Source organism: Caballeronia sp. BCC1704 (assembly GCF_902833455.1).
Lineage (GTDB): Bacteria > Pseudomonadota > Gammaproteobacteria > Burkholderiales > Burkholderiaceae > Caballeronia.
This window is the reverse complement of the sequence record NZ_CADFFT010000004.1, coordinates 384,688-404,096: the sequence shown is the minus strand read 5'-3', so window position 1 is coordinate 404,096 and position 19,409 is coordinate 384,688. Positions and strand designations below refer to the sequence as shown.

The following is a 19,409-nucleotide window of genomic DNA, read 5'->3' as shown; positions in this document are numbered from 1 at the left end:
GCCGGCCTCATGCCGGCGACGATGCCTTGAAGAGCTTCGCCTTGAGTCCGCGCAGCGCGCGATAGGGCAGCAGCAAGTGAGCGATGCTTTTCGCGACGCCGATCCAGTCGAACGGATTCGCCGCACGGAAGTAACGCAATTGCAGGCGCAGCGTTGACAGCGCTTGTGTCCGGCGCTTGGTCGCGCTGATGCCCGCTTCGTTCAGTTCGTAAAAGAGGCCGAATTCCGGCAGATTCGCGCCGTCGTAGCGCGCCATGAGACGCAGCACCAGATCGAGGTCTTCGGCCGCGCGATAGTCCGCGCGATAGTTGCCGACTTCGCGCACCGCATCGACACGCAGCATCAGCGACGGATGGGCGAAGCACGAGCGCGCGAGCATGGCGCGGCGGATCGCGGCCGTATCGGTGGGCGGCGTAAGGTCGAAAAGCGGCGCACCGTTCGTCGCAACGACATGCGTCCACATGCCGAGCACCGCCACATGCGGATGCGCCTCCAGATACGCGCGTTGCTTCGCGAGGCGGCCGGGCGTCGCGAGATCGCCCGCATCGATGCGCGCCGCGTAGCGGACGCCGCGTTCGGCGAGCGCGTCGATGCCCGCTTGCAACGCGCGCTCGATGCCGACGTTCTTCGCCATGCGCAGGATCTCGATGTCGAGTCCGTCGATGAAAGGCGCGGCAATCGGCGGCGTGCTGCCGTCATCGACGATCAACACGCGCACCGGCGACGCCTCGCGAAACGACGCGAGCGTGCGTTCCACTTCGGACTGGCCGTTGAACGCGGGCATGAGGATGGCGACATCGGATAGGGCGTTCATGCGCGCAGCCGGAATCGAATGTAGTAGAAGTTGACCGACGCCGCCGCGAGATAACCCGCCGCCAGACCGACGAGCGCGCCGTATCCGTTGAAGCGGGGAATGGCCCACGCGTTCACCGCAAATGCGACGGCGAGCGCAAGCAGCCACTTCGACAACAGCACGTACCTCGCCTGGAATTTCAACACGACGAGATTGCCGATCGCCTCGATGCCCGCGGGCACCGAAAGCCACACGGCCCAGCGAAAGATGCTCGCCGCGCCCGCGTAATTGGGCCCGAACACGCGCGCGATGATGAAGCCCGCGAGCGCATCGAGAACGGCGGCGCCCGCGATCATCAGCGCGGCGGTCATCGCGAAGAGGCGCAGCAGGTTGCGCTTGAGGCGCGGCGTTTCCTGCACGCGATACACGAACGCCGGCGCGATGGTTTGCGAAAGCATCAGCGCGAGCGCGATCCAGTTCTCGTTCAACTGTTGCGCGGCCGAATAGAGCCCAAGCTCCGCGAACGACACGCGATGCGCGAGCATCAACCGGTCGAGCTTCAGGAACAGATACATGCAAATGAGCCCGAGCCAAAACACGGTGCCTGCGCTCGCGAAGTGCCGAAAGAGCGTGCGATCGAAGCGCCAGCCGAGCGTGCCGCCATGACGTCGCATGTAATAGACGACGAGCGCCGCGCCGATCAACGCGGCTTCCAGCGCCCACAGCCAGCCGAAGCCCGACGCGCGCGCGGCCATGCGCACGAGCAGATACACGAGCGCGGCCTTTGCGATGGCCGTGAACATGCTCGCGGTCAATTGCGGCTTGCTGTAGGTCATGCTTTGCAGCCACGCGTTGATGACGCCGATAAACGGCTCGCGAAACAGCATGGTGACGGCAAGCCCCGCGAGCATCGCGCCGACGAGCGGGTCCACGCCGCCTACCGCGATCCATGCCCACGTCAGCAAGAGCGCGACGACGGACACGCTCATGCGCAGCACGAACGCGCTGCCGAGCACTGCGCCGGTTTCGGCGGGCGGCTTCGCGACGATGGTCGGCACCAGAATCTCCGCGCCGCACACCCATGTGATCGGCGCGATGACGAGCAAGAGCGTGTTCGCGTATTGCCATTTGCCGAACGCATCGGGGCCGAGATAGCGCGCGAGCAGGCCCGAAATGACGATGGCGACAGCGATCTGCGTGAGCCGTTCGAGCCCCAGCCAGACGATGTTGGTAAGCGCGCGGGCGACGTCCGGATTACCCGAGCGCATGAGCATCTTCATGCGCTTTGTCCGTCCGGAGGCTCAGGCATGCGGCGTGCTACTGGAACCTGTTCGCTGTGCAGTAGCGTCCGGGGACGCGTATCACCGTGAATGTGGGTCAAGTTTTGTGCGTTTGCGCGCGAACGCGCCTCATTCGTCGGGCAGAAGGCGAAAGAGCGTATAGGCATTGGATTAGAATGAATGCGCAGGCTTGAACCGCGGCGCGCAACGTCGAAGGCGCTGAAAGACAGCGATTATAAGTGCGAACGGAAAGGCTTCCTTCGCACGAGCTTTCAAACTGGCTTGCCTGTTTCGCGATGCTTGAATACGCATGCGCAGCATTCGTCATGTCATGCCTCGCAGTCGTTCGCGCGCATGCTGGTGTGGTCGGGCGCGCTCATATCGTCACGACCTGCACGCCCTTATGGCTGCATCGCCGAGAATTCATCAATTAAATACAGAAGAGGTAGCCATCTCATGAGCCAAGTATCCCAGTCCATTTTCAAGGCGTACGACATTCGCGGGATCGTCGGCAAGACGGTCGATAGCGATGTCGCGAAGAGCATCGGCCGCGCGTTCGGCAGCGAGATCCGCAAGCAGGGCGGCGATTCGGTCGTCGTCGCGCGCGATGGCCGGCTCTCCGGTCCCGAACTCGTCGGCGCGCTCGCGAACGGCCTGCGCGAAGCGGGCGTCGACGTGGTCGATATCGGCATGGTGCCCACGCCCGTCGGCTATTTCGCGGCGAGCGTGCCGCTGCCTTTGCCTTCGGGCGAACGGCGCGTGGATTCGTGCATCGTCGTGACGGGCAGCCACAATCCGCCCGATTACAACGGCTTCAAGATGGTCCTGCGCGGCGCGGCCATCTACGGCGAGCAGATTCAAGGCTTGTATCAGCGCATCGTCAATGACGACTTCAGCTCGGGCGAAGGCAGCTACACCGAGTTCGACGTATCGCAGATGTATCTCGACCGCATCGTGTCGGACGTGAAGCCGGTGCGCGCGATGAAGATCGTCGTCGATACGGGCAACGGCGTCGCGGGCGGTCTCGCGCCGCGTCTTTTCAAGGCGCTCGGCTGCGAGCTCGTCGAACTCTTCACGGACATCGACGGCAATTTCCCGAACCATCACCCGGACCCGGCGCATCCCGAGAATCTGCAGGACGTGATTCGCGCGCTGAAGGAAACGGACGCCGAAGTGGGCTTCGCGTTCGATGGCGACGGCGACCGTCTGGGCGTCGTGACGAAGGACGGCCAGGTGATCTACCCCGATCGTCAGTTGATGCTGTTCGCGCAGGAAGTGCTGTCGCGCAACAAGGGCGGCCAGATCATCTATGACGTGAAGTGCACGCGCAATCTCGCGAAGTGGGTACGCGATCAGGGCGGCGAGCCGGTGATGTGGAAGACGGGCCACTCGCTCGTGAAGGCGAAGCTGCGTGAAACGGGCGCGCCGCTCGCGGGCGAGATGAGCGGCCACGTGTTCTTCAAGGACCGCTGGTACGGCTTCGACGACGGCCTGTACACGGGCGCGCGCATGCTCGAAATTCTGTCGCGCGTGGACGATCCGAGCAAGCTGCTCAACGACCTGCCGAACTCGCTGTCGACGCCGGAACTGCAATTGAAGCTGGAAGAGGGCGAGAACTTTGAACTCATTTCGCGCCTGCAGAAATCGGCGAAGTTCGAAGGCGCGGACGACGTGCTGACGATCGACGGCTTGCGCGTCGAATACCCGGATGGCTTCGGTCTCGCGCGTTCGTCGAATACGACGCCCGTGGTCGTGATGCGTTTCGAAGCGGATAGCGAAGAAGCATTGAAGCGCATTCAGGAAGACTTCCGCCGCGTGATTCTGGCGGAGAAGGCGGACGCGAAGCTGCCGTTCTGATCGGGGCTTTGCGAAGACGGCGCGATCGGGAGGTCGCGCCGTTTTTGTTTGCTTATTCGGGGTAGAACGCGGGCGAGAGGATCTGGTCAGCCGACCACGGAAGTTCTTCCGGAAAGACATCCAAGCCCGTTTCTTCAGCCGCTTTGGACACGGCATCGGCCCATGTACCTACGAGCCAATCCGGGTCGCGCAATGAAGCATTCAGGCTGGGCGTCTTTTGCAGCGCCACGCCCACGGCGCGGCGCTGTTCCTTGATCGTGCGTTGCCAGCTCGAACCACGGCGTCCCGGCTGATATTGCCATTTGAGCAAATGCGCCAGCAGCACCGCCATGCGGCTCGATAGTTCTCGTTGCTCGCTCTTGCCCACGTCCTCGATTTCCTCTGCGATATGTTCCACGTCGATGGCCGAGAAGTTACCAGCACGCAGCAGTGCTGCCTGCTCGCGCGCCCATGCCACGACGTCCTGTTCGTAACGCGTTCCCATCGCGTACTCCTTTCTTGATCGGATATTCGGTTCAGCTTCACCGGTCATCAGCATGTTACCGATTTTTTTTGCCGCGAAAGAGCTTCCCCGACTCGTGAACCACCCCGCCTCCCAACCAACCCGCGCTAAAATCCCCGCTCCCGTTTCCTCTTCGTCGCGCGAGCCAGCGCCTCTTTCTCACAGCGTGCAAAAGATCCTGATCGTCCGGGTGTCGTCGCTTGGCGACGTCGTTCACAACATGCCGGCCATCGCCGACATTCGCCGCCGCTATCCCGATGCGCAAATCGACTGGCTCGTGGAAGAGAGTTTCGCGAGCCTCGTCGAACTGGTCAGTGGCGTGCGCCGCGCGATTCCGTTCTCGCTCAGACGCTGGCGCAAGGGCTTCGCGTCCGCGGCGAACTGGCGCGAGATCGCCAAGTTCCGGCGTGAACTGGCGGCCGAAAAGTACGATCTCGTCATCGATTGCCAGGGGCTCATCAAGACCGCATGGGTCGCAAGCTGGGCGCGCGGGCCGCTCGTCGGGCTCGCGAATCGCACGGACGGTGCAGGCTTCGAATGGCCCGTGCGCTTCTTCTATGACCGGCGCGTGCCGATCGAGCCGCGCACGCATGTCGTCGAACGTACGCGCCAGCTTGTCGCCGCCGCGCTCGATTTGCCGCGCCCGCAGACGACCGACGACATCGACTTCGGCATCGACACGCGCCGCGCCGCGCTCGCCGTGTCCGCGCTCGGGCTGAATCTGCCGGTGCCGTACGTCACCTTCGTGCACGCCACGTCCCGCGCGGACAAGCAATGGCCCGAAGCCGCGTGGATCGAACTGGGACAGGCGCTCGTGACGCGCGGCGCGTCCATCGTCCTGCCGTGGGGCAGCGAGGCCGAGCGCGCGACGAGCGAAAAGCTCGCGAAGGAGTTCGGCGCGGCGGCCATCGTGCCGCCGAAGCTCTCGCTGCCCGCAGTGGTCGGTCTGATCGACGGCGCAGCCGCGACCGTCGGCGTCGACACGGGCCTCGTTCATATTGCCGCAGCGCTGAAGCGGCCGACCGTCGAGTTGTACAATTTCTCGACCGCATGGCGCACAGGCGGTTACTGGTCGCCGAACGTGATCAACCTGGGCGACGCGAGCCGGCATCCGACGCTCTCGGAAGTGAAGGCCGCGCTCGCAGGTTTCGGCCTGCTGTAACGCGTCGGGTCAGTCGCCTTGGCGCCGTGCGCGAGCCAACTCAAGTTCGAGAGCACATGACGGAATCTCAAATCATCGAAGTGACTTCGTGCGACTGGCAGGGCAAGAACCTGTCGGTGCCGCGCGAGGCGCTGCTTGCCGGCGTGGAAGACGGCAAGGTCCTCTATTTTCCCAATCTGCGCTTTGCTATCGAAGGCGGCGAGCGCGCGCTGCTCGACCCGAAAATCGCGGACCCGAAGCGCAAGAACATCAGCCTCGCGCCCAACGGCGGCGCGCTCAACGGCGTGCTCGGCGACAACGTGATGCAGTCGGCGGTGCGCTCGCTCATCGCGCGGTATCAGGCGAATGCGCGCTTGCTCGTCGACGGCCTCTTTCCCGAATACGACGGCAAGCTGCGCGTCGCGCCGACGAGCCTGCGGCTGCATCAGGTGGAAACGCGCGAAACGTCGTGGCGCAAGGACGACAGCCGCCTGCACGTCGATGCCTTTCCGTCGCGCCCCAACTACGGCGAGCGCATCCTGCGCGTCTTCACCAATGTGAACCCCAACGGTACGCCGCGCGTGTGGCGTGTCGGCGAGCCGTTCGAGCAGATGGCGCGGCGCTTTCTGCCCGATATCAAGCCGCAGGCGCCGGGTTCGGCGTGGCTCATGAATCTGCTGCACATCACCAAGAGCAAGCGCAGCGAGTATGACCATCTCATGCTGCATCTGCACGACGCGATGAAGGCCGACCTCGATTATCAGAAGTCCTCGCCGCAGGAAACCATGCCGTTTCCGCCCGGCTCGGTGTGGGTCTGTTTCTCCGATCAGACATCGCACGCGGTGATGTCCGGCCAGTTCATGATGGAGCAGACCTTCTTCCTGCCCGTGAAAGCGATGGCGCGGCCCGATCACGCGCCGCTCGGCATCCTCGAACGGCTCAAGGGCAGGGCGCTCGTTTGAGCGGCGCTCGTTCCGCCCCGTCCGCGCCCGCTGCGCCGCTCTCGGCTGTCGTGCTGAGGGCGATCTATCGCGCGATGTGGTGGATCGTCGCGCCGCTCGCGGTGCTGCGGCTTTTGATCCGCTCGCGCAAGGAGCGCGGCTATCGCGAGCATATCGGCGAACGCTTCGGGCGCGGCCCCGCGCGCCGCGCCGACGATCTCGCGCCGCTCATCTGGGTGCATGCGGTGTCGGTCGGCGAGACGCGCGCGGCGCAGCCGTTGATCGAAGCGTTGATGAAGGCGCATCCGGAAGCGCGTCTCCTCATCACGCACATGACGCCGAGCGGCCGCGCGACGGGCGTCGAGCTGTTCGGCAATCGCGTGATGCGCAGCTATCTTCCGTACGATCTGCCGCATCTCGTGCGGCGTTTTCTGCGCGCGTGGCGGCCGTCGATCGGCATCGTGATGGAGACGGAAGTCTGGCCGACGCTCATCGACGAATGCCGTCGCGCCGACGTGCCGCTCGTGCTGACGAATGCGCGCATGTCGGAGCGGTCGTATCGGCGGGCAGCGCGTTTCGGGCGTCCGGTGCGCGAAGTGTTCGGCGGCTTTTCGCGCGTGCTCGCGCAGACGCCTTCGGACGCCGAACGGCTCACCGCGCTCGGCGCGCGCAACGTGGCCGTGCTCGGCAATCTCAAGTTCGACATGACCGCGCCGCCCGAGCTCGTCGCGCGCGGGCAGGCGTGGCGCGCGGCCATCGGCGAGCGGCCCGTCTGGGTCGCGGCGAGCACGCGCGAAGGCGAGGAATCGCTCGTGCTGCGCGCGTTCGCCGCTTTGAACGTGCCGAACGCGCTGCTGATTCTCGTGCCGCGCCATCCACAACGTTTCGACGAAGTCTCCGCGCTGATCGCGACCGCGGGCATGACGAGCGCGCGCCGTTCCGTGTGGGCGCCGAAGCCCGTGGCGGCGGGATCGGGCGCGGACGTGCCGCCGCCGTTGCCGTCGAGCGTGCAGGTTTTGCTCGGCGATTCGATGGGCGAACTCGGCGCTTACTACGCGGCCGCGGACCTCGCGTTCATCGGCGGAAGTCTGCTGCCGCTCGGCGGGCAGAATCTGATCGAAGCGTGCGCGGCGGGCGTGCCGGTGCTGATCGGGCCACATACGTTCAACTTCACGCAGGCGACCAACGACGCCATCGCGGCGGGCGCGGCGTTGCGCGTCGACAGTCCGCAGGCGCTCGCTCAGGGCTTGCGCGAACTGTTCAACGACAAGGCGCGTCGCATCGCGATGAGCGCGGCGGCGGCGGCGTTCGCGGCGCGGCATCGCGGAGCGACGGAACGGACGGTAGAAATCCTCGGCGTCATGCTGGAAGAAGAGAGCGGGCGGCTCGGTCAGGCCGACTAGATGCGGTTCGTGGAATGACGCTTGCGAAACGATGAATGGATCGATTGCCTATGCAGCAACAGGCGTAAAGCGCACGGTCGGTCGGAAACAGGCGACCGGCACACGCGGATCGATCCGCATGCGAGATAAGCATCGTTTCAACGTTGTGCGAACGAAGAGGACTCCAGCATGAAGACAGCTCCGCCCACCAGCAAGACCGAGCAGGACGTCAAGGCAGAAAAGCAGTCCGGCAAGCCTGCGACGACGAGCAGCAGCAAGCCCGCAAGCGGCCAGCATGCGGCGAATCACACCAAGGCCGGAAAGGACCACGGCGCGGGCGGCGGCGCGAAGCAGCGGCACGGGCCGCGCTGAACTGTTTCGCTGAACTGTTTTGTTAGCCGGAACTGCGCGGCCGCTGGCGACACCGTTCGCCGGTGGCCGCGCGGCATTCAGCCGATGAGCAGGCCCTTCTTTTCGATGAACGCGATCACGCTATCGAGCCCTTCGAGCGCCTTCAGATTGCACATGACGAACGGCCGCTCGCCGCGCATCTTTTTCGCATCCGACGCCATGACGTCCAGATTCGCGCCCACGTAAGGCGCGAGGTCCGTCTTGTTGATGACGAGCAGATCCGACTTCGTGATGCCCGGCCCGCCCTTGCGCGGAATCTTCTCGCCGCCCGCTACGTCGATCACGTAGATGGTCAGGTCCGAGAGTTCGGGGCTGAACGTCGCGGCCAGATTGTCGCCGCCCGATTCGATGAAGACGATATCTGCATCCGGGAAGCGCGACACCATGCGATCCACCGCTTCCAGATTGATCGACGCGTCCTCGCGAATCGCGGTATGCGGACAGCCGCCCGTTTCCACGCCCATGATCCGCTCGGCGGGCAAAGCGCCGGCGACGGTCAACAGACGCTGATCTTCCTTCGTGTAGATATCGTTGGTAATGGCGACGAGATCGTAGCGATCGCGCATCGCCTTGCAGAGCATTTCGAGCAGCGTCGTCTTGCCGGAGCCGACCGGTCCGCCGACGCCCACGCGCAGCGGCGGCAGTTTCTTCGTTCGACGAGCGGCGGCGGAATAAGCGGGAGCGTTCATGCGATATCGGTTCTAAGCAGAGAAGTTACGAGCGAAAGAGCCGCGAGTATTGCGACTCGTGCCGCGCGGAAAGAATGCCGAGTTGCGGCGCGAATGTGTTGATCTCATCGGGCGATGTAACCAGCGCGCGAGCCACCGCTTCGTCTATCGGCCCACGCAACGCGACGATGATGCGCTGGCCCGCGAGTTGACCGAGCGGCACGGCCTTCAACGCGGCGGCCGCCTGATTCTCGACCCAGCTAAACGCATACGCGGCAAGCGCGGCATCGGGCGCGGCATCGTGGGCATATGCGGCGAATGCGAACGCTGTCGGTTGCGCGATGGGCTTCATCGCGGCGAGCGTGTCGCGGCGCGCCGCATCGCCCCATTCGAGCGATGCGCACAGTTGCGCGAGGGACCATCCCATCTGCTCGGTTTCGCGCCGCAGTTCGGCGGACTCGCGGCTTGCGATGTACTCGTCGTTCGCATGCGCGAGCGATGCTGCATCGTGCGCGCGCCAGCGTTCCATTTGATGCGCGATGAACGGCAACTCGCCGCGCGCCAGCACGTTCGCGAGACCGCTTGCGATCCATTCGCGCGTGGTGTCGGCATCGCGTATGAAGCCGTGTTCGATCGCGGCTTCGAGCCCCTGCGAATAACTGAACGCGCCGATAGGCAGCGCCGGCGACGCGAGGTGCAGGAGCGCAGTGAGCTCAGTCGTGCGCATGACTGTGGTGGTGATCGTGCGAATGATCATGGCCGCACGACGAATGATCGTGCCCATGATGTTCGTGATAAACCTTCTGCGCGATCGCGTAGTCTTCGCTGAAGGTTTCGTCATGACCATGCTTGTGACCGCCGCCATACGCGCCGGTCTCCGGCTGGAACGGCTGCGATTCACGCGTCACGGTGGCGCCGAGCCGCGCGACCATGTCTTCGAGCACGGCATCGGCTTCGAGCTTCAGATGATCCGCGTGAATCTCCACGGGCGTGTGCCGATTGCCCAGGTGATAGGCCACGCGCATCAGCGTGAGCGGGTTCACCGCGCGCACGACGAGCACGTCTTCGGCCGCTGCAATGATACGCACGAGCCCGCCGTCGTCGGCCACGAGAACATCGTCGTTCGCGAGCACGGTGCCGCGCGGCATCACGAGCGCGACTTCCTCGCCATTGTCGAGCGTGGCGGCGAGGCGGCTCTTGCAGCGCGCGTCAAAAGCGAGCGTCAGCGTCGGCGCGCGCTTGATGAGTACGGAAGCGAGTTTGGCGGTAAGACGTTTGTCGATGGTACGCATGAGACGATCAGAACAGGAAGTAGCGTTGCGCCATCGGCAGCACGGTGGCGGGATCGCAAGTGAGCAGTTGTCCGTTCGCGATCACCTGATAGGTCTGCGGATCGACGCTGATGGACGGCTGCCATGCATTGTGAATCATGTCGGCCTTCGTCACATTGCGGCAGTTCTTCACGGCGACGACCTGTTTCTTCAGGCCATAACGATCGGTTATACGCGACTCCATCGCCAGTTGCGACACGAAGGTGAGCGATGTCTTGCCGAGCGCGCCGCCGCGCGTCGCGAACATCTCGCGGTAATGCACCGGCTGCGGCGTTGGAATCGATGCGTTCGGATCGCCCATTTGCGCGAGCGCGATCATGCCGCCCTTGACGATCATCGCGGGCTTCACGCCGAAGAACGCCGGCTCCCAGAAGACGAGATCGGCCCACTTGCCCGGCTCGATGGAACCGACTTCATGCGCGATGCCATGCGTGATCGCAGGATTGATCGTGTACTTCGCGACATAGCGTTTCGCGCGGAAGTTGTCGTTGCGCGCGTTGTCTTCGGGTAGCGCGCCGCGCTGCACTTTCATCTTGTGCGCCGTCTGCCATGTGCGGATGATGACTTCGCCCACGCGGCCCATTGCCTGCGAGTCGGACGACAACATCGAGAGCGCGCCGAGATCGTGAAGAATGTCCTCGGCCGCGATGGTCTCGCGGCGAATGCGCGACTCCGCGAACGCAATGTCCTCCGCAATCGACGGGTCCAGATGATGGCACACCATCAGCATGTCGAGATGCTCGTCCAGCGTGTTGACGGTGTAGGGCCGCGTCGGATTGGTGGACGAGGGCAGCACGTTCGGCTCGCCGCACACCTTGATGATGTCCGGCGCATGACCGCCGCCCGCGCCTTCCGTGTGATACGTGTGGATCGTGCGGCCCTTGAACGCGGCGACCGTCGTTTCGACGAAGCCCGCTTCGTTCAGCGTGTCCGTGTGGATGGCGACTTGCGTGTCCGTATCGTCCGCGACGGAGAGACAGTTGTCGATGGCCGCGGGCGTCGTGCCCCAGTCTTCGTGCAGCTTCAAACCAATGGCGCCGGCTTTCACTTGCTCGATGAGCGGCTCGGGGAGGCTCGCGTTGCCCTTGCCGAGAAAGCCGAGATTCATCGGCCAGCCATCGGCGGCTTGCAGCATGCGTTCCATGTGCCACGGCCCCGGCGTGCAGGTCGTCGCGTTCGTGCCCGTGGCCGGGCCGGTGCCGCCGCCGAGCATCGTCGTCACGCCGCTTGCGAGCGCCTCGTCGATCTGCTGCGGGCTGATGAAGTGGATATGCGTGTCGATGCCGCCCGCCGTCACGATCATGCCTTCGCCCGCGATCACTTCGGTGGCCGCGCCGATCGCAATGGTCACGTTCGGCTGAATGTCGGGATTGCCCGCCTTGCCGATCGCGAAGATGCGCCCGCTCTTGATGCCGATATCGGCCTTCACGATGCCCCAGTGATCGAGAATCAGCGCATTCGTGATGACGGTATCGACCACATCGGCGGACGTGCGTTGTGACTGGCCCATGCCGTCGCGAATCACCTTGCCGCCGCCGAACTTCACTTCCTCGCCGTACGTGGTGAAGTCGCGTTCGACTTCGATGATGAGATCGGTGTCCGCAAGGCGCACGCGGTCGCCGGTGGTCGGGCCGAACATTTCCGCGTATGCGCGGCGGCCGATGCGTAGCGTCATGTCGTTGATGTCCTGATCAGAGAGGGCCCATTACGAGGCCATTGAAGCCGTACACGTGACGATTGCCCGCGAGTGCGACGAGTTCGACCGTGCGTTCCTGTCCCGGCTCGAAGCGCACGGCAGTGCCCGCCGCGATGTTCAGCCGAAAGCCGCGCGTCTTCTCGCGGTCGAAGAGCAGCGCCGTGTTGACTTCGTAGAAGTGATAGTGCGAGCCGACCTGCACGGGCCGGTCGCCGCTGTTCGCGACGACGACGGACACGGTCTCGCGGCCTGCGTTGAGTTCGTGCTCGCCGTCGTCGATCAAGTATTCGCCGGGAATCATCGCGTGCGTCTCAAGGAATGGGATGGTGGACGGTCACGAGCTTCGTGCCATCGGGGAAGGTGGCTTCGATCTGGATGTCCGGGATCATCTCGGGCACGCCTTCCATGACGTCGTCGCGCGTGAGCAGCGTGGTGCCGTAATGCATGACTTCGGCGACGGTCTTGCCATCGCGCGCGGCTTCCATCAAAGCGGCGGAAATGAACGCGACGGCTTCCGGATGATTGAGCTTGAGGCCGCGCGCGCGGCGCCGTTCGGCGAGCAGCGCCGCCGTGAAGATCAGGAGCTTGTCCTTTTCGCGAGGCGTGAGTTTCATGAACTTGTTGTGTAGGCGATGGGCTTCGTCATGCTAGCACTTGCTTTCTGTTTTTGGACTGCTTTGTGAGCGAGCTTTCAGCGGGCTTGTCATTGAATGAAGCGTTGCAGCTCGACGCTCGCGGGCCGTTCGAAGATCTGTTCCGGCGCGCCGGATTCCCACACGCGTCCCTGATGCATGAAGACAACCTTGTCGCTCACGTTGCGCGCGAACCGCATCTCGTGCGTCACCATGATGAGCGTCATGCCATCGCGCGCAAGGTTTTCGACGACGGCCAGCACTTCGCCGACGAGTTCGGGATCGAGCGCGGAGGTGATTTCATCGCACAAGAGCACGCTCGGATTCATGGCCAACGCGCGCGCAATGGCGACGCGTTGCTGTTGTCCGCCGGATAACTGCTCCGGATAGGCATCGAACTTGTCGCCGAGGCCGACGCGTTCCAGCACCGTATGCGCGGTCGCGCGCGCCTTCGCCTTATGAATCTTCTTGACGACCGTTTGCGCGAGCATCACGTTCTGCCCTGCTGTGAGATGCGGAAAGAGATTGTATTGCTGGAAGACCATGCCGACCTTGAGCCGCAGCGCGCGCAAGTCGGCGCGGCGCGCGTCGATATGCTCGCCGTCGATTTCGATCGAGCCTTCGTCGATGCTCTCGAGACCATTGAGCGTGCGCAGCAGCGTGCTCTTGCCCGAGCCGCTCTTGCCGATGATGGACACCACTTGCCCGCGCTCGACCGAGAAGTCGATGCCCTTCAGGACCTGATTCGAGCCGAAGTGCTTGTGCAGATTGCGCGTTTCAACGAGCGGCATGCCATTTCCTTTCGAGCGTGCGCGCATAGCGCGTCAGCGGATAGCAGAGAACGAAGTAGATGATCGCGACGAGGCCATACACGAGAAACGGGCGGAACGTCGCGTTCGAGATCATCGTGCCGGCCTTTGTGAGTTCCGTGAAGCCGATGATGGAGACGAGCGCCGTATCCTTCACCGCCTGCACGGCGAAGCCGACCGTCGGCCCGACGGCGATGCGCGTGGCCTGCGGAAGAATCACATGACGAAGCTGCTCGATATAGCTCATGGCAAGACTGGACGATGCTTCCCACTGGCCCTTCGGCACCGCTTCCACCGCACCGCGCCATATCTCCGCTAGATAGGCGCTCGTGAACAGCGTGAGCCCGACGGTGGCGGCAACCCAGGGCGACACATCGATGCCGAGCAACGGCAGCCCGAAGAAGACGAGGAACAGTTGCATCAAGAGCGGCGTGCCCTGGAATACCTGAATGTAGCCCTTCACCAGCGCGCGCAGGACTTCGTACTTCGATACGCGCATCACGAGGAGCGCGAAGCCGACGATGCCGCCGAGCACGAACGATACGATCGACAGCACGACGGTCCAGCGCGCGGCCAGCAGCAGGTTCTCGAAGATCTGCGCGAAGGTGAATTCGATCATCGCGCGTGACCTCTGTTGGCGCTTACGGAAGGCATGAAGAGACGCTTGCCTGCTGCATTGAGCGCCACGCGCAGGACGAGCGCGAGCGCCAGATACGAAGCGGTGACCAGAAAGCACGTTTCGAATGCGCGGAAGTTGCGCGACTGGATATAGCTCGCGGCATACGTCAGATCGGGCACGGAAATCTGCGAGACCACGGCGGAGCCGAGCATCGTGATGACGATCTGACTCGTGAGCGCAGGGAACACCTTGGCGAGCGCCTGGGGCAACACGACATGCCGAAAGGCTTCATTGCGCGACATCGCAAGCGACGCCGCCGCTTCGTGATGCCCCTTCGGCACCGCCGCGATGCCCGCGCGGATGATCTCGGTGGAATACGCGCCGAGGTTCAAGGTCATCGCGATAATGGCTGCGACATACTCGCTCAGATGAATGCCGAGCGCGGGCAGCCCGAAGAACACGAAGAACAGTTGCACGATGAACGGCGTGTTGCGAATCGCTTCGACATAGCCGCCGACGAGCGAACGCAGCCATGCGCGATCGCTGTCGCGAGCGGCCGCGCCGGTCACGCCGAGCGATACGCCAAGCGCCGTCGAGATGGCGGTCAGCGCAAGCGTCGTCGCCGCGCCGCTCGCAAACATGCCCGCGTAGTTCGCGAAGTCGGCGAATTCCAGTTGATAGGCCAAGCGATTTAGCGCCTTGCGTTACAGACTGGCAGGCAGCGGCTGGCCGAACCACTTCTTCGACATGGCGTTGAGCGTGCCGTCTTTCTTAGCTTGCGCGATGGTGTCGTCGACCTTCGCCATCAAGCGCGGCTCGTTCTTGTTCATGCCGACGAAGCAGGGCGAATCCTTGATGATGAACTTCGCTTCAGGCCTACGCGGCGGATTCTTCGCGAGGATCGCCGCGGCGACGATATTGCCCGCCGCGATCAGCTGAACCTGTCCCGAGAGAAACGCGGAGATGGTCGCGTTGTTGTCCTCGAAGCGTTTGATGGTGGCGTTCGGCGCCATTTGCGACAGCGCGATCTCTTCCAGCGCGCCGCGCGTCGCGCCCACGGTCTTGCCGGTGAGATCGGCCGGGCCGCCCACCTTGATGTCCGCGGGACCGAAAACCCCTTGGAAATAGGGCGCATAAGGCGTCGAGAAGTCCAGCACTTTCTCTCGCTCAGGTGTTTTGCCGAGCGACGAAATCACCAGATCGACCTTGTTCGTCGTGAGATACGGAATGCGGTTCGCGCTGTTCACGGGCACGAGCTGGAGCTTGACCTTCATCGACTTGGCGAGCAATGCGGCCATGTCGACGTCATAGCCTTGCGGCTGCATATCGGCGCCGACCGAGCCGAACGGCGGATAGTCCTCGGGCACGGCGACGCGCAGGGTGCCGCTCTTGGCGATGGTATCGAGCGCGTCGGCGTTTGCCGGAGCAGTGAAGGCGAAAAGCGGCGTGACAGCGAGCGCGGCGAGAGCGGTGCGTCGCGCACGGAAGAAGAGCTTCGGCATGGATGATCCTTCAGGCTTTGTGACGGCCGCGTTGCTTGCGCGGCTCTTGGAGCCGTGGTCTAAAGCGAGAGCCGTGCCATCGACGCCAATGCCTTATGCCGTATGTGTTGCATAGCTGATTACACGGGCTCGCGCACACACGCGGGGCGCGACCATGCGCCGCCATGGTGCGTGCTCACGTGGTCCACAACCTGAGCGGTTGCGCAGCGACGCCATGCACAAGCGGACGAAGCTGAGTCCAGCAATTGGTCAACACGCGTTGCAGCGGCTCCATCGAACGGCTGATCGCGCGCACGATCAATACGCCCGGCGCCACGCACGATGCCCCCGCGCGCATCTCATCATTGAACGGCAACTGCGCGGTGAGAACCTCGGCCAACGTGTCGTCGCATGCGGGTCCGACGGCCCATAGCGTGCCATAGGCGGGATAGCCCGCGAGTCCTTGCGACGCATCGCGCAAGGGATCGCTTGCATCGATCAGCGCGCGCTCGAACCACAGCGTGCGTCCATCGCTATACGCGATACGCGACACCGCCTTGATGTGCCCCTGCGTCCAGCGTTCGCCGGCGGCGGCGCGGCCGAGCAGCATCGCATCCCAGCCGATGGCCGTCGCGCCTTCGTCGAGCGTGACGTTGAACGCAAGCTCCACATTCGACGATTCGAACACGATGTTGTTTTGCGGAAGCCAGTCGAGCTTGGCGTGTCGTCCGAGATGAACGTCGATACGCTGTGTCGCGAGCTTGCCGTTCGCCTTGTACCACTTGGTCGCGCCCGGCGTCGTGATAACGGCATGCGTGTCTTCGCCGAGCTGTACATCGACGGATAAACGATCGCCACCCGCGACGCCGCCCGGCGGATGCACGATCACCGCATGGCAAATATCGCCTTCGGGATAGAGCGGACGTTGCACGCGCAGCGGACCTTCATGCTTGCGATGCGCGCATACCGTGCGGCCATGCTGCCGGGCAAAGCCGAGTTCGAGCGTGCCGCGCCAGACATCGGGATGAGCGAGCGCCGCGTGAGATTCGTGATGCATGGAAGCAATGCGTTATGAGCGGTCCACCATCATACGGCGATCAGCTCGCGCACTCCATGCGCTTCCATCTCCGATCCCGCGCCGCCCGCGACGATCTCGCCGCGACTCATCACCCAATAATGGTCCGCGAGCTCGCGGGCGAAGTCGTAATACTGCTCGACGAGCAGCACCGTCATGCCCATTTCATCGACGAGCCGACGCAGCGTGCGGCCGATATCGCGAATGATGGAAGGCTGGATGCCTTCGGTCGGCTCATCGAGAATGAGCAGTTGCGGCTGGCTCATTAACGCGCGGCCGATGGCGAGTTGCTGCTGCTGACCGCCCGACAAATCGCCGCCGCGCCGATGCTTCATCTCGCGCAGCACGGGGAAAAGCGCATAGATGTGGTCGGGAATCTTCGAGGGCGCCTTGCGGCTTGCGGCGCCGACGAGCAGGTTCTCCTCCACCGTCAGACGCCCGAAGATGTCGCGGCCTTGCGGAACATAAGCGAGACCGCTCGCGACGCGCGCATGCGTGGGCATCGACGAGATCTTCGCGCCGCGCCATGTGATGCTGCCGCTTTTAGAAGGCACCACGCCCATGAGACAGCGCAGCAGTGTCGTCTTGCCGACGCCGTTGCGGCCGAGCAGCACGGTGAGCTTGCCCTCGGGCACGGTCATCTTCACGTCGCGCAGAATGTGACTGCCGCCGTAATACTGATTGAGGGATTCGACTTCGAGCATGGAGTGGTTCCGGTATCAACGGCCAAGATACGATTCGATCACGGCCTCATCGCGCTTCACGCTATCGAGCGTGCCTTCGGCGAGCACGCTGCCTTCGGCCATGACCGTCACCTTGCCGCTGTCGCCCGCGAGCGCCGCGACGAACTCCATGTCGTGCTCGACGACCATCATCGAACAGGAACCGCGTAGCGTGTTCAGCAATTCGGCGAGTTCCATGGTTTCGTGATCGGTCATGCCGGCAGCGGGTTCATCGAGCAGAAGCAGGGCGGGCTGCTGCATGAGCAACATGCCTATTTCGAGCCGCTGCTTTTGTCCATGCGACAACTCGCCGGCAAGACGCGTCGCCTGATGCTGCAGGCGGATCAGTTCGAGCGTCTCTTCGATGCGGGCCTGCGCCGCGCGATCCAGCCGCGCGCGCAACGACGCGAACCATCGCTTGTCCGTCTTCATCGCGAGTTCGAGGTTCTCCCACACGGGATGATTCTCGAAGACAGTCGGCTTCTGAAACTTGCGGCCGATGCCCGTGCGCGCGATCACAGGTTCGGACATGCGCGTGAGGTCGAACGTCTGCCCGAGAAACACGCGGCCGTCATCGGGCCGCGTCTTCCCGGTGATGACGTCCATCATCGTGGTCTTGCCCGCGCCGTTGGGACCGATCACGCAGCGCAACTCGCCCACGTCGATAGACAGCGTGAGTTTGTTGAGCGCGCGAAAGCCGTCGAAACTGACGGTCACGTCTTCGAGATAGAGAATCGTTCCATGCGATACGTCGATCTCGCCGGGCTTGAGCACATGGCCGAGTCCGGAGTTGACGTTGATGTTCTTGTGCTCCGGCTCGTTCACGCCGGGCGCATGAGGAATCGGCGGCAAGTCGACGATCAATGCATGATGCACGGTCATTCTGCGGCGTCTCCTTGCGTCTTGCGGCGGGCGAGTTCGATGAGACCCATGATTCCGTTCGGCAACAGGAGCGGCACGAGCGTGAAGATGAGGCCGAGAAAGAAGAGCCAGTACTCCGCGAAGTAAGCCGTGAAGAAGCTCTTTGCGCCATTGACGGCGAACGCGCCGATGATCGGCCCGATGAGCGTGCCGCGTCCGCCGACCGCTACCCAGATCGCCATTTCAATTGAGTTCGCGGGCGACATCTCGCTCGGATTGATGATGCCGACTTGCGGCACATACAGCGCGCCCGCAATACCGCACAGCACGGCCGATACGGTCCAGATGAACAGCTTGTACGCGAGCGGGCTGTAGCCGAGGAACATGAGCCGCGCTTCGCCATCGCGCACGCCGGTCACCACGCGCCCGAGTTTCGACGTGACGATCCAGCGCGCCACGAGGAACGCGAGCACGAGCACCGCGAACGTGATGAGGAAGAGGACCGTGCGTGTCCCCGCATGCGTGATCGGAAAGCCCGCGATGCGCTTGAAATCCGTGAAGCCGTTATTGCCGCCGAAGCCCGTTTCATTGCGATAGAAGAGCAGCATCGCGGCGAAGGTCATGGCCTGCGTGATGATCGACAGATACACGCCCTTCACGCGCGAGCGAAACGTGAAGAAGCCGAAGACCCAGGCCAGCACGCCGGGCACGAGCACCACGAGCAATAGCGCGTACCAGAGATGCTCCGTGCCTTGCCAGTACCACGGCAGCTTGTGCCAGTCGAGAAACACCATGAAGTCCGGCAGATCGCTTTGATACGTGCCTTCGCGTCCGATGGAGCGCATCAGGTACATGCCCATTGCATAGCCGCCGAGCGCGAAGAAGAGCGCGTGGCCCAGGCTCAGAATGCCGCAATAACCCCAGACGAGATCGAGCGCCAGCGCGCCGATCGCATAGCACATGAGCTTGCCGACGAGCGTCATCGCATAGGCCGACAAATGGAACGCGCTGGTTTCCGGCAGCACGAGCGCCGAGAGCGGCACGCAGATGCCCATTGCAACGATGAGCGCAAGCAACGCGATCCAGCCGTTGCGCGGCAACAGCGCGGCGCGTGGCGGCAGGCCGAGCGCGAAGCCTGCGCGTGCGGCGCTTGCATCGGGTTGCGGCGCGACGTCGAGATTCGCGCTGATGTTGGTCGAGGCGGTCAT

22 protein-coding genes are annotated in these 19,409 nt (G+C 63.7%); 5 read left to right on the top strand and 17 right to left on the bottom strand.

Translation table 11 applies throughout. The annotated features are described in order from the left end of the window. Nucleotides 1-7: 7 nt before the first annotated feature. A complete protein-coding gene (locus HWX53_RS21650; RefSeq protein ID WP_175944715.1) occupies nucleotides 8-814 on the bottom strand; it encodes a glycosyltransferase in 807 nt (268 codons plus the stop codon). Continuing rightward, nucleotides 811-2,073 carry an oligosaccharide flippase family protein gene (locus HWX53_RS21645; RefSeq protein ID WP_175944714.1) on the bottom strand — a complete coding sequence of 421 codons (1,263 nt, stop codon included), beginning with the start codon at nucleotides 2,071-2,073 and terminating at the stop codon, nucleotides 811-813. Before HWX53_RS21645 ends, HWX53_RS21650 begins: the two co-directional genes overlap by 4 nt. Before the next feature lie 456 nt (nucleotides 2,074-2,529). Here HWX53_RS21645 and HWX53_RS21640 point away from each other — a divergent pair, with 456 nt between their 5' ends. Next, nucleotides 2,530-3,930 carry a phosphomannomutase/phosphoglucomutase gene (locus HWX53_RS21640; RefSeq protein ID WP_175944713.1) on the top strand — a complete coding sequence of 467 codons (1,401 nt, stop codon included), beginning with the start codon at nucleotides 2,530-2,532 and terminating at the stop codon, nucleotides 3,928-3,930. A 52-nt stretch (nucleotides 3,931-3,982) separates the two neighbouring features. On the opposite strand, the gene HWX53_RS21635 is transcribed toward HWX53_RS21640, so the two are convergent. Continuing rightward, a complete protein-coding gene (locus HWX53_RS21635; protein WP_175945273.1) occupies nucleotides 3,983-4,414 on the bottom strand; it encodes a DUF29 domain-containing protein in 432 nt (143 codons plus the stop codon). Nucleotides 4,415-4,544: 130 nt separating this feature from the next. Between HWX53_RS21635 and waaC the strand changes: the two genes are divergently transcribed. The 4 genes from waaC (at nucleotide 4,545) to HWX53_RS21615 (ending at nucleotide 8,268) form a co-directional block, all read left to right on the top strand. Beyond that, nucleotides 4,545-5,594, top strand: coding sequence for a lipopolysaccharide heptosyltransferase I (gene waaC, locus HWX53_RS21630; protein ID WP_347879170.1), 1,050 nt, complete (start codon nucleotides 4,545-4,547; stop codon nucleotides 5,592-5,594). Between the two features lie 56 nt (nucleotides 5,595-5,650). Beyond that, nucleotides 5,651-6,535, top strand: coding sequence for a Kdo hydroxylase family protein (locus HWX53_RS21625; RefSeq protein ID WP_175944709.1), 885 nt, complete (start codon nucleotides 5,651-5,653; stop codon nucleotides 6,533-6,535). 50 nt (nucleotides 6,536-6,585) lie between these two features. Beyond that, on the top strand, nucleotides 6,586-7,917 hold the full coding sequence (waaA, locus tag HWX53_RS21620; RefSeq protein WP_175945271.1) for a lipid IV(A) 3-deoxy-D-manno-octulosonic acid transferase: 1,332 nt from the start codon (nucleotides 6,586-6,588) through the stop codon (nucleotides 7,915-7,917). Nucleotides 7,918-8,085: 168 nt separating this feature from the next. Further along, entirely contained in the window at nucleotides 8,086-8,268 is a 183-nt protein-coding gene (locus HWX53_RS21615) for a hypothetical protein (RefSeq protein ID WP_175944707.1), read from the top strand. Between the two features lie 77 nt (nucleotides 8,269-8,345). Here HWX53_RS21615 and ureG read toward each other — a convergent pair whose 3' ends face one another. From ureG to urtC, 14 genes are all read right to left on the bottom strand, one after another. Continuing rightward, nucleotides 8,346-8,996, bottom strand: coding sequence for an urease accessory protein UreG (ureG, locus tag HWX53_RS21610; RefSeq protein ID WP_175944705.1), 651 nt, complete (start codon nucleotides 8,994-8,996; stop codon nucleotides 8,346-8,348). Between the two features lie 25 nt (nucleotides 8,997-9,021). Beyond that, nucleotides 9,022-9,702: an urease accessory UreF family protein gene (locus HWX53_RS21605; RefSeq protein ID WP_175945269.1), complete on the bottom strand. Its 681-nt coding sequence runs from the start codon at nucleotides 9,700-9,702 to the stop codon at nucleotides 9,022-9,024. After that, entirely contained in the window at nucleotides 9,689-10,267 is a 579-nt protein-coding gene (gene ureE / locus HWX53_RS21600) for an urease accessory protein UreE (RefSeq protein WP_175944703.1), read from the bottom strand. Before ureE ends, HWX53_RS21605 begins: the two co-directional genes overlap by 14 nt. A 7-nt stretch (nucleotides 10,268-10,274) precedes the next feature. Further along, entirely contained in the window at nucleotides 10,275-11,981 is a 1,707-nt protein-coding gene (gene ureC / locus HWX53_RS21595) for an urease subunit alpha (RefSeq protein WP_175944701.1), read from the bottom strand. A gap of 16 nt (nucleotides 11,982-11,997) precedes the next feature. Continuing rightward, nucleotides 11,998-12,303, bottom strand: coding sequence for an urease subunit beta (locus HWX53_RS21590; RefSeq protein ID WP_175944699.1), 306 nt, complete (start codon nucleotides 12,301-12,303; stop codon nucleotides 11,998-12,000). Nucleotides 12,304-12,313: 10 nt separating this feature from the next. After that, on the bottom strand, nucleotides 12,314-12,616 hold the full coding sequence (locus HWX53_RS21585; RefSeq protein ID WP_008342482.1) for an urease subunit gamma: 303 nt from the start codon (nucleotides 12,614-12,616) through the stop codon (nucleotides 12,314-12,316). 89 nt (nucleotides 12,617-12,705) lie between these two features. After that, on the bottom strand, nucleotides 12,706-13,425 hold the full coding sequence (locus HWX53_RS21580; protein WP_175944697.1) for an amino acid ABC transporter ATP-binding protein: 720 nt from the start codon (nucleotides 13,423-13,425) through the stop codon (nucleotides 12,706-12,708). Continuing rightward, a complete protein-coding gene (locus tag HWX53_RS21575; RefSeq protein WP_175944695.1) occupies nucleotides 13,412-14,062 on the bottom strand; it encodes an amino acid ABC transporter permease in 651 nt (216 codons plus the stop codon). Before HWX53_RS21575 ends, HWX53_RS21580 begins: the two co-directional genes overlap by 14 nt. After that, on the bottom strand, nucleotides 14,059-14,748 hold the full coding sequence (locus tag HWX53_RS21570; protein WP_175944693.1) for an amino acid ABC transporter permease: 690 nt from the start codon (nucleotides 14,746-14,748) through the stop codon (nucleotides 14,059-14,061). The genes HWX53_RS21575 and HWX53_RS21570 overlap by 4 nt, the downstream gene beginning before the upstream one ends. Before the next feature lie 18 nt (nucleotides 14,749-14,766). Further along, on the bottom strand, nucleotides 14,767-15,564 hold the full coding sequence (locus HWX53_RS21565; protein ID WP_175944691.1) for a transporter substrate-binding domain-containing protein: 798 nt from the start codon (nucleotides 15,562-15,564) through the stop codon (nucleotides 14,767-14,769). A gap of 175 nt (nucleotides 15,565-15,739) precedes the next feature. Continuing rightward, nucleotides 15,740-16,600 (bottom strand): urease accessory protein UreD, encoded by an 861-nt coding sequence (locus HWX53_RS21560; RefSeq protein WP_175944689.1) that lies wholly within the window; start codon nucleotides 16,598-16,600, stop codon nucleotides 15,740-15,742. A 29-nt stretch (nucleotides 16,601-16,629) separates the two neighbouring features. Beyond that, nucleotides 16,630-17,322: an urea ABC transporter ATP-binding subunit UrtE gene (gene urtE, locus HWX53_RS21555; RefSeq protein ID WP_175944687.1), complete on the bottom strand. Its 693-nt coding sequence runs from the start codon at nucleotides 17,320-17,322 to the stop codon at nucleotides 16,630-16,632. Nucleotides 17,323-17,337: 15 nt separating this feature from the next. Further along, nucleotides 17,338-18,222 carry an urea ABC transporter ATP-binding protein UrtD gene (gene urtD / locus HWX53_RS21550; RefSeq protein WP_244140213.1) on the bottom strand — a complete coding sequence of 295 codons (885 nt, stop codon included), beginning with the start codon at nucleotides 18,220-18,222 and terminating at the stop codon, nucleotides 17,338-17,340. Continuing rightward, nucleotides 18,219-19,409 (bottom strand): urea ABC transporter permease subunit UrtC, encoded by a 1,191-nt coding sequence (gene urtC, locus HWX53_RS21545; RefSeq protein WP_175944685.1) that lies wholly within the window; start codon nucleotides 19,407-19,409, stop codon nucleotides 18,219-18,221. Before urtC ends, urtD begins: the two co-directional genes overlap by 4 nt.